The following is a 15,053-nucleotide window of genomic DNA, read 5'->3' on the forward strand; positions in this document are numbered from 1 at the left end:
ATACATGACCCAAAGTGCTGATTTTGCTCCGCGACCGCCTGAGGGTCATGGTCCCGATGACGGCTGGCAGACAGGCCTGGGTCAGCATATCGATCTGAACCGCCTCATCGCCGTCTTCCGGCGGCGGCTGAAGCTGTTCCTGGCCATCGTCATCCTGGTCCTGGTCGTGACGATCGTCGTGACCCTGCGCGCCACGCCACTCTACACGGCGACGGCCAGCATCATGATCGACACCCGCACGGAGCAGGTGGTCGATACCCAGGCCGTGCTGTCGGGCCTGTCGGCAGATTCCGGCGTGGTCGACACCGAGGTCGAGATTCTCAAGTCGCGCCGTCTCGCTGAGCGGGTAGTCGAGGTGCTGAGCCTGGACGAGGATCCCGAGTTCAATCGCGCCCTGCAGAAGCCGGGCCCCATCAAATCCGTCGTCGGCGGGGTTGCTGTTCTCTTTGGCGCCGCCGCGCCGGATGCAGCGCGCAGCCGCCTCTCGGAAGTTGAAGCGCAAAAAGAGAAGGAACGCGTCGTCGACGTCGTTCTCAGCCGCCTCTCGATCCGTCGGGCCGGCCTGACCTATGTGATGAACGTAGGCTTCGAATCCGAGGACGCCGCCAAGGCGTCGCGGATCGCCAACACCTTCGCCGATCGCTACCTGCTCGAGCAACTTGAAGCCAAGTTCGACGCCACTCGTCAGGCGAACACCTGGCTCAACACGCGTCTTGGTGAACTTCGCACCGAGGTCCAGCAGGCTGAGGCGGCGGTGGAGCAGTACCGTACGGCGAACAACCTCTTGAGCTCGTCGGGCGCGACCCTGACCGAACAGGAGATTTCCGCCTACAATCAACAACTGGCGACAGTGCGGGCGCAACAGGCCGAGTCCGAGGCCCGTCTTCGCACCGCGCGGTCCCAACTGGCGGCGGGGTCCGCCGGCGACGATGTCGGGGAAGCGCTCGGCTCCGCCGTGGTTCAACAGTTGCGTGCTCGCCGGGCAGAGGTCAGCGGCCGCGTGGCCGATCTGTCGAGCCGCTACGGCCCTCGCCACCCCGATATGCTGCGTGCGCAGCGCGAACTTGCCGATATCGACGCCCAGATCCAGGCTGAAATCCGCCGGATCATCTCCAATCTTGAAGCCGAGGCTCAGGTGGCGCGCGAACGCACTGGTTCGATGGCAGGCAGCCTGGGCAACGCCCGGGGCACATTGGCCGCCAACAACGCCGCGGGCGTTCGGCTCAACGAACTGTCTCGCAACGCCGAGTCCGTGCGCACCCTGTACCAGAGCTTCCTCGACCGCTTCAAAGAAACCAGCTCGTCAGAAGGCATCCAGCAGTCGGACGCCCGGATCGTTTCCCGCGCCGCCATTCCTACAGAGCCCAGCTCGCCCAATATTCCCCTGAACCTGGCTCTCGGTCTGTTTCTGGCCCTGGGCGCGGGCTTGGCGGGTATCGTCCTGGCCGAAATGCTCGACTCGGGCCTGACCACTGGCGAAGACATCGAGCGCAAGTTCAACCTGCCCCACCTGGGCTCGGTGCCGACCCTGGCTTCCGTGGCGGACCCTGTCGACCGCGACGAGACCCCGGTCGACTATGTGCTGAAACGACCACTCTCGAGCTTCAGCGAAGCGGTGCGAGCGCTCCGCGCGTCCATCCTCTACTCGCGGATCGGCCATGAGATTAAGGTCATCACCATGACCTCCGCTCTGCCGGCCGAAGGCAAGACCACCACATCGGTCAGCCTGGCCCGGGTCGCGGCTCAGTCCGGGGCCCGCGTCGTCATCGTGGACTGCGATCTGCGTCGCCGTAACGTCAACCGCCTGTTGGGGATCGAGCCGGAACGCGGCCTGCTGGAAGTCCTGACTCGCACGGCCAAGCTGGACGATGTCCTGCATCTGGACGAAGCCTCCGGCGCCTATGTGCTGCCCTTGGCCAAGAACAGCTTCACGCCCAAGGATGTGTTCGGTTCCTCGACCATGACCGAGCTTCTTCAGCAACTGCGCGAGACCTTCGACCTCGTCATCCTGGACACCGCACCGGTTCTGGCTGTCGCCGACACCCGGGTGCTGGCCGCCCGTTCGGATGCGACCGTCTTCCTGACCCGTTGGCGCAAGACGCCTGAGAAGGCGGTCTCCGCCGCGCTCAAGTTGCTCGATCAATCGGGCGCCCATGTCGCTGGCATCGCCATGACCCAAGTCGACATGAATGCTCAAGCCCGATACGGCTACGGCGACGCCGGCTATTATTATGCCGACTACAAGAAATACTACGCCGCCTAGTCCGGGGTGATCTTGAAATTTCCAAGAAGCTCGCGGTTTGTGCTCAGAACAGGTCGCGAGCCGCTTCACGCTTCACTGGGAGCGGGTCGCGTCGGGTTGTCGCGATGCGATGCGCCGATGCTGCGATGGATGCTGATCCCGCGCCGGGGCGTCGAGGCGCGAGCAAAATGACCGACGGATCTTCCTCCCCTTCCACGCGACGGCGGCGTCGATCCAAGGCCTTCGCACCCTCGACCAAGGCCAAGGTCAAGATCGGCATCGCCACCTGGGCGGCCCTCGGGCTGGTCCCCTCGATCCTGTATCTCGCCCATCTGGCATACGGCGCGAACCAGACGCTTGCCGCACTGTGGCTGTCGGCGATCCTGGCCGCAGCCTTGCTGATCACGATCGCCATTCCACAGGCCCGCATCGGCCTGTTTGACTTACGTCCCACGGCTCCGGTCGCGATCCTGTTCTTCGCCGTCATCGCGATAGCTCTGTGGTCCCTGACCCCCTCGGTGCCCGGCGGGCCGCATCCGATCTGGTTATGGGCGGGCGCGGCTGTCGGCGCCTCGACCATTGATCAATCGGCGACCCTGATAGAGATCATCAAGCTCCTCGGCCTTGCCTGCGTCTTCGTGGTCGGCTGCCTGCAGGCGGCCAGGCCCGATCGGGCGCGGGCGACCTTTGATCTGATCGTCTATATCGGCGCGGCGTATGCAGCGATTGCGCTGCTCACCTTCCTATCCGGTGCGCAGATCATGCAGGGCTCCCGGCTCAGCGGCGGCTTTCTCAGCGCCAACAGCGCCGCGACGGTCTTCGGCATCCTGAGCGTTCTCGGCCTGACCGCCGTGCTCCGCGCCTGGCGTCAGGGCGCCGGGTTGGGGTTCAGCGAGCTGACGTCCCGCGTCGCCACGCCGGCCGCCTGTCTCTTGCTGTTCATGACCTGCCTGCTGTTGACCGCGTCGCGAATGGGTCTTGCCGCGACCGTCGTCGCCTGTGGGGTTCTTCTTGTCTGGGAAGTCTTCGAGACCCGAGGAAACCGCCTTCCCATACTGCTCGGCGGGCTCGCGCTGCTGCTGGTGGGGCCCATCCTGCTTGCCGGCGGCAATGATCTCGTCTGGCGGCGGGCCGACACCCTGAACCAGGACCTGGTCGTGCGCACGTCGATCTTCGGCGCCCATTGGGATGCTTTTTTGGCCTCCCCCCTGATGGGTTACGGCCTGGGGTCGTTCGACAAGATCAACCACCTGCTCATGACGGGCGAGACCTATAGCGATCTCTGGAACGTCAGAGCGGCGCACAATGTCTATCTCCAATGGCTGGAAGAGGCCGGCGTCATCGGGGCCACGCCGATGTTCCTGCTCATCGCGCTCATCATCGGCTGCGCGATCCAACAGACGTTTCGCGTGCGATCGGGCCAGGGACTGATGCGTGGTCTCATCGTGTCCAATCTCGTCATTCTCATCCACGGCATAACGGACTTCGGCCTTCAGGTGCCGTCGATCGCGGCCTTCTGGGCCATGATCCTCGGCGTCCAGTTCGCCTTCGGCCAGAGCCGCAGCTAGGCTGGATCGAGAACCGGAAACATCATGACCTCCGCGCTCAAATACCGGATCAAACTGGCCACAGCCGTGGCGCTCGGCGCGATCGCCCTGATCTGCGCAGGCGCAACGGCGCTGTCCGCCAGCCTGGCCACCATGGACATTCCGCTGGCGTCCGACCTGACCCCGGCCCGCGAAGCGCGCGCCCGGCTCTTGGCCGAGACACCCGGCGGACAGGCGTTGGCCCTTGAACACAACGCGGCCGTGCTCAGAACCTCTCCCCTCAACACGGACGCCTATCTTCGCCAGGCCTATGTCCAGACCCGATCGGGAGCCCCTCTCGATGCGGCCAGTCTGGACGCGCTGGAGCGCTCCTACACCGTTGAGCCGTTTGGATCGGGCTCTGCGCACTGGCGCCTCGCCTTCATCTTCGAGCACTGGGGAGAGGTCACGCCCTCGCTGCGCCAACAGGCGGCGCAGGAACTTGACGCCCTCATCATGGCCAAGCGGCCTTTCAGGCCCAAGTTGATCAACAACCCGTCGGGTCGTCTTGCCGCCGTCCTGCTCTATGAAAAGGCCAGGCGCGCGCAGGCGATCAAGCAGGCTCTCGAACAGTCGAGCGTCCCCGCAGGCTGAGGCCACTCACAGCCGGGCAGTCGGCGACGGTCTCCGCGCCCGATCGACGGGTCAAGGGGTTCGCAAACCCCTCAACGACGACCTCAATCGGTCGCTACAGCCGGACCCATTCAAACACTTTGCCGGGCGCCTGGCGTTCCTCCCAAGCGTAGTCGACCCGGTCCCAGCGGGAGACCCAGGGGCTGAGGCTGTCGAGGACATATTCGCCCGTTTCAGACGCCAGAAGCAGAACGGCGTGGGTTTCGCCCCAGCGGGTCTTGGCGATGGCGATCGAAAGTGCGCCCGAGGGGACGCCGCGTTCGATCAAGGCCTGGCGCTTGGCCAGAACATAGTCCTCGCAGTCGCCCCGCGCATTGGCTCCGGCCGGCAACTGCCAGAAGTCCTCGACACCGAAGTTGCGTTCGTCCGAAGTCTGCCGGATGCGCCGATTGACCTCGCGGTTCACCCGGTTGACCTCCGCCCACAAGGCGCTGTCGAGCCTGACCTTCGGCGGGGCGATATCGACAACCTCGGGGGCTGCAAGAGCTTCGTCTCCGACGATCGCCGGCGGAACTTCGAGAACCCGCGGCGCGACGCCCGTCAAGGAAGCCACGGAGCTGTCGCTCATGAAGGGTTTCGACGGCTGAGGTTCAGCCAGCAGCGGCCGTCCCGTGACGCCGGAGACCATCAAGGGAGCCACGCGGCGAACAGCGGGTTGGAACGGCTTTGGGCTGATGTCGCGGTCCGCCGAACGATAGGCCGACATGGCCCGCGTCATGGGGGTCTCTGCGGTCAACAAGGCAGGCTGAGCGTAGGTTGGAGTTGAGCGCGGAGCCCAGGAAATCGTGTGAGCGCCTGTCGCGCCTACGGGCCAAGGCCGCCGCTGCATCATAGCCGACACGGGTGCGGGAAGCGGCGCCGAGGAGACGGGGACTTCGGCACGGGCGTGCGAACTTGTGGGCGACGCCGGGCGCTCGGAAAACACGGCCGCCCAGTCGACGTCACGATCTCTTCCAACCCGGCGCGTTGCTGCGGGGGCGGTCGATGGCTGCGTGGGGCTGAACACGGCGGCCCAATACAGAGTGTTCGCCCGCTGCTCGACAACCTGGATCGACGCAACGGCGCCGGATTCGGCGCAATGCGCCGGCTGCCGACGGCAGAAGTCCAGAAAGCCGCGTGGAGCCGACGTTGGTGATCCCAAGGACATGGAGGAAGAGGTGATGAGAGGCTGCCGGGCTGACGGTGCAGCTTGCGCCAGCGCCGTGCCGCCGGCGGCGCCACTGGTGATCAAAGCAGCCACCAGCGCGCGGCGCCAAACATTTGATTTCGACATTTCTTGTCCTCTCGTCTTAGAGAGAACTTCTCATCTTCAGTATAAAACTCGGCTTACAAACTAGGTTGCTGTCGTGTGTAGCTAATTGGTTGCTGGGAAGGTAAGGTTACTTTCAAATTAAGCTTGTTTTCGTGTTTCTCGCTCCGACAGCGTAGCGTTTGGAAAATACGGCTCAGTTCGCTATGAACCCTTGTCACACCTAGGAATTGCCCATGCTCCGCTCGCTGCGCGCTCTGCTTCTCGGAACCATGCTTCTGCTGTGTGCGACAGCCTGCGCATCCGCGCCGGACATCTCACAGGCCTCGGCTGGCGAAGCTCTGGCCGAAGGGGTTCGCACGGTTCCCGAATATCGCCTGGGCGCTGCCGACAAGGTGCGGGTCAATGTTTTCGGCGAGGAAGCTTTGACCGGCGAGTTCCTGGTCGGCGGCAGCGGCAAGATCTCTCTGCCCTTGGTCGGTGAAATTCAGGCTGCCGGCCTGACAATTTCCCAGTTCCAAGAAGAAATCGCTATCGCCCTTCGTCAGGGCTACATCAACGAGCCGCGCGTCAGCGCCGAAGTGCTCAACTACCGCCCCTTCTACATTCTGGGCGAGGTGAACAAGCCTGGCGAATATCCCTACACCAACAATCTCACGGTGCTGAACGCGGTCGCCACGGCCGAAGGCTTCACCTACCGGGCCGACACTCGTCGGGTCTACATCAAGCGCGCGGACGGCATCGGTGAACAGCCCTTCCCGCTCACCACCGCGACCCAGGTCGCACCGGGCGATACGATCCGGATCGGCGAACGCTTCTTCTAGGGTTCAAAGGCGATTGCTGACGGCATCCGTCGAGCCGCGCTCGGAGCGGGTCGGGACTCCCGCCATCGGCTCAGGCCAGGTTCAATGCATCTCCGCCATCGAGCTCGAGGATGTTCAGGGTCCTGGCCAGTTGGTCGAACGCGGCGATCAGGTGGTAGAATGAGCTCGCCGGAGCCGGCCCGTCGATAAACTCACCCGTGGGCAGGCGAGTGTCGCGCCAGAGACCGTCGTCCAGGAGATAGAGTTTAGCCGCTCGCAAGGCCGAGGCCGCGTCTTCGAGCAGAGCGGCGCGCTCTTCTTCCGGAGCGGTTTCCGCCAGGATCAGAGAGGCCTTCAGCCACTCCGTCTGAGGCCAGAGGCGCGCGCGGCGAATGCGCGGCTTGAGATCGTCGGCCATGGCGTCGATCGCGACCAAGGGCCGATGCATCACCCCTTTTCGGCCCGCTGCGTACAGCGCCCGCGCCGCCGCCAGACTGCGCGGGTCTTCCTGTCGCCGACCATACCGTTCCAGCAGCCAGGCCCATTCAAACTGATGTCCGGGCTCCACGATCCGGCCATCGTCACCCTCGGCAGGCGCCCAATCCGGTGTGAAGAACTCACGCAGGAATCCGCCCTCGGCGTCAATGAAGCGATCCAGGGCCAGGGTGACAATGCGGTTCGCGAGGTCGATCCAGGCCGGATCCTCGCTGATCTCGGACCAGGCGAGTGCAGCCTCGAGCATATGCATATGGGCGTTCGACTGCTGCGGATGGTCGCCGGCCTCCAGCATGGCGCCGTTGGGCAAGGCCTGGGCGACGATCAGGTCGCGCAGATCGGCCGCGCGCTTTTCGAACGTCTCGTCTTCATGACTGCCCGACCGCTGGGCGGCGGCAAGCGCGAACAGGACAAAGGCCTGGTCGTAGACCGAGGGCTCATCGTCCAGGACGCTCCAGTCCGCCGAAAGGCGCGCGCGGGATGCGCCATCGGGCCGGAGGTAGGAGGCGCTCAAGCGCTTGAGCGCCGACTGCACGATGATCGGCCAGGGCCCCTGCCAACCCAGTTCGCCAGCCTTGGCGTAGACGAAGATCTGGCGGGTCTGGACCCGCGCGCGTCGCGGACTTGTCGTCGGCTTGCCGAGCAAGGTCAGGGATTCCCGAAAGCCGCCATCCGCGCCCAAGCCGACTGACGACCAGAGAGGCAGGGCCCTCAACCGCAGCCACTCTGCGAATCCTCGCGCGCCCTCGACCAGCCCCTCAGGCGGTTCAACCCGGAAGTCCAGATGCTGAGGAGAGATCGCCCGCACACGATCGACCAGCCCCTTCAACTCCTGAGAACGATCCAGATTGCAGACGAGAACGGCGTCCTGCTCGACCACGATGGCGATGTCGCTGACGCCGATCGCGGCGACTAGGACGCCGTCAGGCGCGCGCGTCAGCACACGTTCGGCGTCTTCCAGGATACGGATGCCCGTGGAGCCCTCCCCGCTGACGGCGACCGCATCCCAGGCGCCGAGATCCGACCAGGCGAAGTCGACGGGCAGGACCGACGCCTTGCGGGTCCGCTCCATCACCGCATAGTCGATCGAGATCTTGGGGGCGGCCAGGAAGCTCTCGTCCAGGGTCCGGGTCGATGGCGATGCTCCCAGCGGCGGCAAGGCCCGCAATGCCGCGTCCAGCACCTCGGGCGCGTAGGCCTCGAGCTCACAGATCATCGTGCTGGCGCAGACGATGAAGTTGCCGCTGTTCCACAGATAGCCCGACGCCATGAGTTCGGCGGCCGTCTGCGCATCCGGCTTCTCGTGGAAGGACTCGACGGCTGAAAGATGATCGCCGGCCGGCTTGATATAGCCATAGGCGGAGGACGGCTCGGTCGGCTTGACGCCCAGTGTCACGATGCGACCGTTCCGGGCGTCCATTGCGGCCTCGACCACGGCGCGCCGGAAAGCCGTGGCGTCGGGAATGTAGTGATCCGACGCCACGAAGGCGATTACGCCCTCGGGGTCGATGCGCGCGACCCAGGCTGAGGCCGCCGCCATGGCCGCAGCGGAATCGCGCGGTTGGGGCTCCAGCAAGACCTGAGCCTCTATCCCGATCTGGGCCAGTTGGTCCGCAATGGTCTCGCCGTGGGCGACGCCGCCGATGACGACCAGACTTCCGCCCCCTGCGGCCAGGCCGGCGACGCGATCCACGGTATCCTGAAACAGGGACCGATTACCCGCCAGGTTGATGAACTGTTTGGGACGCGAGGGACGTGACGCTGGCCACAGACGCGTCCCCGCCCCTCCGCACATGATCACGGGGTAGAATGCCATCCGAAGTTCCCTGTCGCCCAGGAACAGTTACGCTTACCGATTGCACTCCCGCAACCCTGGCCGTCCCGATTGCCGCAGTTTCAGACATCGCTGGTTCGCCACAGACACACAGGGCCCAACGGACATTCTGGCCGTCGGATATGGACAGCGAGATCGGGCTGAAGCCAGGCCTTCTAGGCGCGCCAGAACCTCGATCTAGTCGAGGCGCTGACCGGCGATCCAGGTGTCGGAAACCGCCAGCTGAGCATCCAGCAGCACCAGGTCGGCGGCCTGACCGACTTCGATCCGCCCCCGCTTGGCCGACATTCCCAGAAAGGCCGCCGGCGCCGTGCTGGCCATGGTCGAGGCCGAGGCCAGGTCGAGGTCCAGCAGGCCGATGGCGTTGCGCAAGGCGGCGGACATATCCAGATCGGACCCGGCCAGAACCCCGTTGACGTCACGACAGGTGCCGTCCTTCACGGTGATGCGACGTCCCTGAAGATAGAAGTGATCCTGATCCGAACCCACGCTGGGCATGGCGTCGCTGACCAGCATGAAACGGTCGACCGGCCGGCAGCGCAGGGCCAGTTTCAGCATCACCGGATCGACGTGATGCCCGTCGACGATCAGGCCGCAGAAGGCGTCTTGGTCCTCCAGCGCGGCCCCGACCACGCCGGGCGCCCGGTTCTGCAAACCCGACATGGCGTTGAACAGATGGGTGAAGCCGGTCACTCCGGCGCTCAGGGCGGCGCGGGTGGTGGCGTAGTCGGCGTCGGTGTGACCGGCGGAAACGATGGCCCCAGCAGCCGTCAGGCGACTGATCATCTCCGGCGAGGTCATTTCCGGCGCCAGGGTGATGAGGGTGCGGCCGGACTTCAGTCGCGTCAGCCGCTCGATCCCCTCATCTTCCAACACACGAAACTTGGACACGTCATGAATGCCCTTGCGGCGTGCATTCAGAAACGGCCCCTCGATATGAATGCCCAGCACACCAGGCACGCCTTGCGCGATCGCCGCATCCACGGCGTCGATGGCGCGGTCGATGACCTCAAGGTCGTCGCTGAGAAGGGTCGGCAAAAACCCCGTCGTGCCGAACCGGCGATGTGCACGCCCGATCCTGGCGATGGTGTCTGGGCTGGGATCGTCATTGAACAGGCCGCCGCCGCCACCGTTCACCTGGGTGTCGATGAAGCCCGGCACCAGGGTCTGGCCCTCAAGATCGTGGATGTCTGCATCCCCGGCGTCGCCAAAAGGACCGACCGCGACGATGCAGCCGTCCTCGATGACCACACTGACGTCGTCGCGCAGGCCCGCAGCGGTAAGGACCCGCCCGTTTACAAGCTCGGTTCGCATCAGACCGTCTCGGTCACCTTGTTGAGATAGGGCGGACGATCCGGATCGAATCCGCGCGCCACGGACAGCCGCGCCGCCAGGCCGTAGAAACTCTGGGTCAGCAGGATGGGTTCCAGCATCGGATGCCCAGGCGTCGACGGCAGGGAGATGACCCGCGGACCGGCGATCTTGCCTGAGATACAGACCTGCGCGCCCCTCGCCGCGAACTCGGACGCCAGATCCTCGGCGTCGTCGCGCGTGACGTCGGACTGGGCAAGGACCAGCACAGGAAAGCCGGCCTGAACCAGGGCCATCGGGCCGTGCCGGACCTCTGCGGCGCTGAAGGCTTCTGCGTGCAGGCCGCAGGTTTCCTTCAGCTTCAGGGCCGCTTCGCGCGCAGCGCCAAAGCCCACGCCGCGCCCGACGACATAGAGGTTGGTCGCCGCCTCCAGCATGGCCAAGGCGGGCGACCAGTCCTGTTTCCAGGCGGCGTCCAGTTGCTCCGGCAGCGCGGCGAGGCCGGCTTTCAGTTCCGCGTCGCCCGACCATTCGGCCACCAGGTGAGCGATGGCGGTCAGGCTGGTGATGAAGCTCTTGGTCGCCGCGACCGACAGCTCAGGCCCCGCGCGCAGCGGGATGGTGATGTCGGCGACCTGGGCCAGGGGCGAGCCCTCGGCATTGACCAGGGCGATGACGAAGGCCCCGCCCGAGCGGGCCGCCGATGCCGCGGCGACCAGATCGGGGCTCTTGCCAGATTGTGAGATGGCCAGGCAGACGCCGCCGTCGACACGGGGCGCACCGCCATAGACAGAACTGATCGCCAGGGGCGCGGGGCTGGTCACGACCCCCATCCGGGTCTCGATCAGGTAGCGGGCATAGACGCCCGCATTGTCGGAACTGCCCCGGCCACAGATCAGGGCCAGGGTCGGCGGATGCGCGCGCAGCCGTTCAACGGCCCGAGCGATGATGTCGGCGTTGTCGCGCAGTTGGGCGGCGACGATGGCCGGGACCTCAGCGGCCTCGGCGAACATCCGCGTATCCTCGACGCGCAAAACAGGTGTCGCTCGCATCAAACGGGTCCGTCGTTCAGTTCGGCGACGAAATCATAGGCGTCGCCGCGATAGTAGGACTTGGTCACCTCGACCGCCTGGCCGTTGTGGAAGGCGCGGCGCTCGATCAGCAGGCCGGCGGCGCTGTCGGCCGTGCCCAGAAGCTGGGCCTGCTCTGCATCGAACAACACGGCCCGCAGCCGCTGCAACGCGCGGTTCGGCCGGTGGCCGTTGTCGGACAGGGCGCGATAGAGCGAGGCCTCGACCGAATCCAGACTGGGCAGACAGGCCGCCGGCACCGTCGAGTATTCCAGCGCCATCGGCAGGCCGTCGGCATAGCGGATCCGGTTGAAGCGATAGACGCCGGTGCCGGGGCTGAGCCCCAGTGTCAGGGCCTCTTCAGGCGTCACCGTGCCTTGGCTGCGGCTCAGCCAGGAACTGGACGCCTTGCGCCCCCGCGCCGCCATGTCCTCCGAGAAGGAGGTCAGTTTGGAGAAGTTCTTCTCGACCCGCGCGGCCACGAAGGTTCCGGCCCCCTGACGACGGGTAAGCAGACCCTCGGCGACCAGCCCGTCGAAGGCCTTGCGGATGGTGATGCGCGATACCGACAGATCCAGCGCCAGGTCGCGTTCCGGCGGCAAAGCCTCGTCGGGCCTCAACGCCTGGCGATCGATCGCCTCGCGGACGGCGTGCTGAAGCTGCTGATACAGCGGCGCAGGACGCTGCGCGTCCAACGGACCGATCGCTTCGACAAATGACATCGCCCCCTCCAGATCTGCCGTCACAGCGCTTTCGCCTCGCTCGCCGTGAACGCAATAATACCAATACAGAGCCAATATGCAGTTGGCTAGGCCCAATTTACATTTTGGTCTTGCATCGTGCAACAGATTGATGAAAGCCTAGGCCAGCAAACGGCGAGTTCAAGCATTCATCGCCGGAAGCAGAGTCTTGATTGGTATCTAATTGGGCTTTTCATGGTCTGCGGGGGCAGACCTTTCGAGGGGAATTTCTTATGTGTTTTCGCCAAGCCATGCTTGCGGGATCTGTCAGCGCCCTGGCGCTGTTCGCCGGTTCCGCCTTCGCTCAGGACGCCGACCAAACGGTCAGCACCGTCGATGAAGTCGTCGTAACCGGCATTCGGGCCTCGCTGGCGCAGTCGCTGGAAACCAAGCGCAACGCCAACGCCATCATCGATGTCATCACCGCCGAGGACGTGGGCAAGTTCCCAAGTTCGAACGTGGCCGAGGCCCTGGTCTCCCTGCCCGGCATCACCATCGACAGGTCCTTTGGTCAGGGCGAGAAGGTGTCGATCCTGGGCACCGACCCGGCGCTCAGCCGCACTCTGCTGAACGGCCAGACCGTGGCCTCAGCCGACTGGTTCATCAGCGACCAGCCGGGGCGGACCTTCAACTACTCGCTGCTGGCGCCGCAACTGGTGGGCAAGATCGAGGTCTATAAGTCGCCTGAGGCCTATATCGACGAAGGCTCCATCGGCGGCACCGTCATCGTCTATACGCGCAAGCCTCTGGACCTGGATCACACCACGGTTTCCGGCCAGGTGAGCTACATCTACAATGACCGGATCGAGAGCGGCGATCCGCAGGCTTCGATCCTGTTCGGCTGGAAGAACGAGGCCGAAACCTTCGGCGTCATCTTCTCGGCCCAGACCTCGACCGAGAACATCCGTCGCGACGGTATCGAATCCTACGGCACCGTCACCGGCCGCGACTATGCCTATGGCCAGGGTGGCGGCGGCTCGGTGTTCAATACGCCGATCGACTGGTCCCTGCCGGCCGGGCCTGACGGCGAGTGGCAGACCTTCCCCGGCACCTGCGGCGGTGAGTGCGAGACCACCCTGCTGGCCAATCTGGACGCGGTGGGTCCCAACTCGATCAGCGCCCACTATTTCGAACAGGAGCGCAAGCGCGACACCCTGTCCCTGGCCCTGCAGTTCCGGCCCAACGACCACCTCGACATCGAGTTCAACGCCCTGAAGGTCAAGGCGGGCTACGACAACATCAGCCACTCCATGTTCGCCTTCAACGGCAACGCCTACAACGCCCTGATGCGGATGACGGACGTCACCGTGGACGGCGGAGTCATCACCGGCGGCACCTTCAGGAACGCCCTGACGGCCTATGACCTGATCAACCGCCAGGCCACGGTCGAAACCGATTCCTACGACCTGAAGGCCAAATGGGACCAGGATAGCTGGTTCGCCTCGGCCCATATCGGCACAACCAAGGCCACGGGCGGCACCGGCCGTCAGGTCTTCGGCGAGTTCCTGAACTGGGCCGACTATTCCTACGACATCAGCGGCACGCCCAGCCTGACCTTCACCGGCGCCAATCCCTTCATCAATCCCGACGCCTTCCAGATCGACGGCGGTTACGCCAGCCCGTGGCACACGGATGCGCCGACGGAGACCAACTGGGCCCCGGGTTGGGGCGGCAATATCGTCAGCAAGCCGACCTGGGACGAGGAGACCTATGGCCAGGTCGATTTCGGCATCCGCCTGGACGGTCCCGTCACCCAGGTACGCTTCGGCGCCAAGCGGCGTGAGCACGAGACCGGCCAGTCCATGTCCGGCGTGGCCCTGGCCTCCGTCGCCGGCTACGGCAACCCACGCGCCTCTCAGTTCGACCCGCGCTCCCTGCCTGACAACTATCTGAGCGGCTTCGGCGATACCGGCGACCTGTCCGAGCGCTTCACCATCGATGGCTGGGCCCTGGCCGATTACATCCTGGGCGGCGAGTGGCTGGCGCCCTGGCAGACCATGCCCGAGCCCGGCACCTTCAACGATCCGTCGTTCGTGGCCAACACCTGGACGGTCACCGAGGATGTCACCGCCCTGTACGGCCAGGCCGACTTCGAGTGGAACGGCTTCCGAGGCAATCTGGGCGTCCGCTACGTCCGCACCGAATCCGACAGCCAGGGCTATCAGTGCACCACCGGCACGGTCTGCGCCGCGGACGGCTACGACCTCGTCAGCGTGGTCAAGAAGTACGAAAACGTCCTGCCGAACCTGAACATCGCCTATGACTTCGACGATGATCTGGTGCTGCGCTTCTCGGCGGCCAAGGTGATCTCGCGGCCGAACTACGGGGATATGTCCAACTACCTGTGGCTGGGTCCGCAGACCCTGACCGGCGGCGGCGGCAATCCGGACCTCGACCCTTACGAATCCACCAACCTGGATGTCTCGGCCGAGTGGTATTTCGCCCCGAACTCGATCCTGGCCGGCACCCTCTTCTACAAGGACGTGGGCAACTACATCCTGACGACGACGGCGACCGAGACCCACTTCAACCAGTCGACCCAGACGGACACCGAGTTCACCATCTCGCGCCCCAACAATGCGGGATCGGCGACCATCAAGGGGCTGTCGCTGAACTATCAGCAGGACCTGGCATACGGGTTCGGGTTGCTGGCCAACTACACCTACTCGGATGCCGAGTCTGACAACGGCGGCCCCATGCCCTGGACCTCCGAAAACCAGTACAGCATCAGCCCCTTCTATGAGGCCGGCCCCTGGAGCGCGCGCGTCAGCTATTCCTGGCGTTCGAAATACTACACCCAGGTGGATCGAGGGAATTTCCTGGTCACCGACGACTACAAGTCGCTGGACGCCAGCCTGGGCTACCAGGTCACAGAGCAGGTCGGCATTAAGCTGGACGGCATGAACCTGCTGGACTCCGAATACTATACCTATGCCCAGGTCGACGGCGTGGCTAATACCGAGAAGCTGGTGCGCGGCCTGTATCGCACCGGGCGCAGGCTGATGCTGACCGCCAGCGTCTCCTTCTGATGCGGCGGGCGGGGACGACGACGTCGTTCCCGCCCCCTGTTCCGGGACCGATGGTCGCGCA

At 64.9% G+C, this 15,053-nt stretch carries 10 protein-coding genes; 5 read left to right on the top strand and 5 right to left on the bottom strand.

From position 1 onward, the window contains the following. Nucleotides 1-4: 4 nt before the first annotated feature. From ACO05L_RS11210 to ACO05L_RS11220, 3 genes are all read left to right on the top strand, one after another. The gene (locus ACO05L_RS11210; protein WP_421729255.1) at nt 5-2,263 is read left to right on the top strand and encodes a GumC family protein; all 2,259 of its coding nucleotides are present in this window, start codon (nt 5-7) and stop codon (nt 2,261-2,263) included. A gap of 167 nt (nt 2,264-2,430) precedes the next feature. Continuing rightward, the gene (locus ACO05L_RS11215; protein ID WP_421729256.1) at nt 2,431-3,810 is read left to right on the top strand and encodes an O-antigen ligase family protein; all 1,380 of its coding nucleotides are present in this window, start codon (nt 2,431-2,433) and stop codon (nt 3,808-3,810) included. 24 nt (nt 3,811-3,834) lie between these two features. Further along, nucleotides 3,835-4,422 carry a hypothetical protein gene (locus ACO05L_RS11220; RefSeq protein WP_421729257.1) on the top strand — a complete coding sequence of 196 codons (588 nt, stop codon included), beginning with the start codon at nt 3,835-3,837 and terminating at the stop codon, nt 4,420-4,422. Between the two features lie 94 nt (nt 4,423-4,516). Here ACO05L_RS11220 and ACO05L_RS11225 read toward each other — a convergent pair whose 3' ends face one another. Beyond that, nucleotides 4,517-5,179, bottom strand: coding sequence for a transglutaminase-like cysteine peptidase (locus ACO05L_RS11225; RefSeq protein ID WP_421729258.1), 663 nt, complete (start codon nt 5,177-5,179; stop codon nt 4,517-4,519). Between the two features lie 767 nt (nt 5,180-5,946). Here ACO05L_RS11225 and ACO05L_RS11230 point away from each other — a divergent pair. Further along, nucleotides 5,947-6,534: a polysaccharide biosynthesis/export family protein gene (locus ACO05L_RS11230; protein WP_421729259.1), complete on the top strand. Its 588-nt coding sequence runs from the start codon at nt 5,947-5,949 to the stop codon at nt 6,532-6,534. A gap of 70 nt (nt 6,535-6,604) precedes the next feature. Here ACO05L_RS11230 and ACO05L_RS11235 read toward each other — a convergent pair whose 3' ends face one another. The 4 genes from ACO05L_RS11235 to ACO05L_RS11250 form a co-directional block, all read right to left on the bottom strand. Continuing rightward, complete coding sequence (locus ACO05L_RS11235) at nt 6,605-8,824, bottom strand: AGE family epimerase/isomerase (protein WP_421729260.1); 2,220 nt, start codon at nt 8,822-8,824, stop codon at nt 6,605-6,607. Between the two features lie 195 nt (nt 8,825-9,019). Next, nucleotides 9,020-10,156: an N-acetylglucosamine-6-phosphate deacetylase gene (gene nagA / locus ACO05L_RS11240; protein WP_421729261.1), complete on the bottom strand. Its 1,137-nt coding sequence runs from the start codon at nt 10,154-10,156 to the stop codon at nt 9,020-9,022. Continuing rightward, entirely contained in the window at nt 10,156-11,205 is a 1,050-nt protein-coding gene (locus ACO05L_RS11245) for an SIS domain-containing protein (protein ID WP_421729262.1), read from the bottom strand. The genes nagA and ACO05L_RS11245 overlap by 1 nt, the downstream gene beginning before the upstream one ends. Continuing rightward, nucleotides 11,205-11,945 carry a GntR family transcriptional regulator gene (locus tag ACO05L_RS11250; protein WP_421729263.1) on the bottom strand — a complete coding sequence of 247 codons (741 nt, stop codon included), beginning with the start codon at nt 11,943-11,945 and terminating at the stop codon, nt 11,205-11,207. Before ACO05L_RS11250 ends, ACO05L_RS11245 begins: the two co-directional genes overlap by 1 nt. A gap of 251 nt (nt 11,946-12,196) precedes the next feature. On the opposite strand from ACO05L_RS11250, the gene ACO05L_RS11255 reads away from it, so the two are divergent. Further along, on the top strand, nt 12,197-14,992 hold the full coding sequence (locus ACO05L_RS11255) for a TonB-dependent receptor (protein WP_421729264.1): 2,796 nt from the start codon (nt 12,197-12,199) through the stop codon (nt 14,990-14,992). Nucleotides 14,993-15,053: the final 61 nt, after the last annotated feature.

The sequence above is a fragment of the Brevundimonas sp. genome, assembly GCF_965227765.1.
Classification (GTDB): Bacteria; Pseudomonadota; Alphaproteobacteria; order Caulobacterales; family Caulobacteraceae; genus Brevundimonas.

Excerpts from the sequence above, each read along its gene's own strand:
- ACO05L_RS11210 (WP_421729255.1), top strand. The coding sequence starts at position 5 with ATGACCCAAAGTGCTGATTTTGCTCCGCGACCGCCTGAGGGTCATGGT.
- ACO05L_RS11215 (WP_421729256.1), top strand. The coding sequence starts at position 2,431 with ATGACCGACGGATCTTCCTCCCCTTCCACGCGACGGCGGCGTCGATCC.
- ACO05L_RS11220 (WP_421729257.1), top strand. The coding sequence starts at position 3,835 with ATGACCTCCGCGCTCAAATACCGGATCAAACTGGCCACAGCCGTGGCG.
- ACO05L_RS11225 (WP_421729258.1), bottom strand. The coding sequence starts at position 5,179 with ATGACGCGGGCCATGTCGGCCTATCGTTCGGCGGACCGCGACATCAGC.
- ACO05L_RS11230 (WP_421729259.1), top strand. The coding sequence starts at position 5,947 with ATGCTCCGCTCGCTGCGCGCTCTGCTTCTCGGAACCATGCTTCTGCTG.
- ACO05L_RS11235 (WP_421729260.1), bottom strand. The coding sequence starts at position 8,824 with ATGGCATTCTACCCCGTGATCATGTGCGGAGGGGCGGGGACGCGTCTG.
- nagA (WP_421729261.1), bottom strand. The coding sequence starts at position 10,156 with ATGCGAACCGAGCTTGTAAACGGGCGGGTCCTTACCGCTGCGGGCCTG.
- ACO05L_RS11245 (WP_421729262.1), bottom strand. The coding sequence starts at position 11,205 with ATGCGAGCGACACCTGTTTTGCGCGTCGAGGATACGCGGATGTTCGCC.
- ACO05L_RS11250 (WP_421729263.1), bottom strand. The coding sequence starts at position 11,945 with ATGTCATTTGTCGAAGCGATCGGTCCGTTGGACGCGCAGCGTCCTGCG.
- ACO05L_RS11255 (WP_421729264.1), top strand. The coding sequence starts at position 12,197 with ATGTGTTTTCGCCAAGCCATGCTTGCGGGATCTGTCAGCGCCCTGGCG.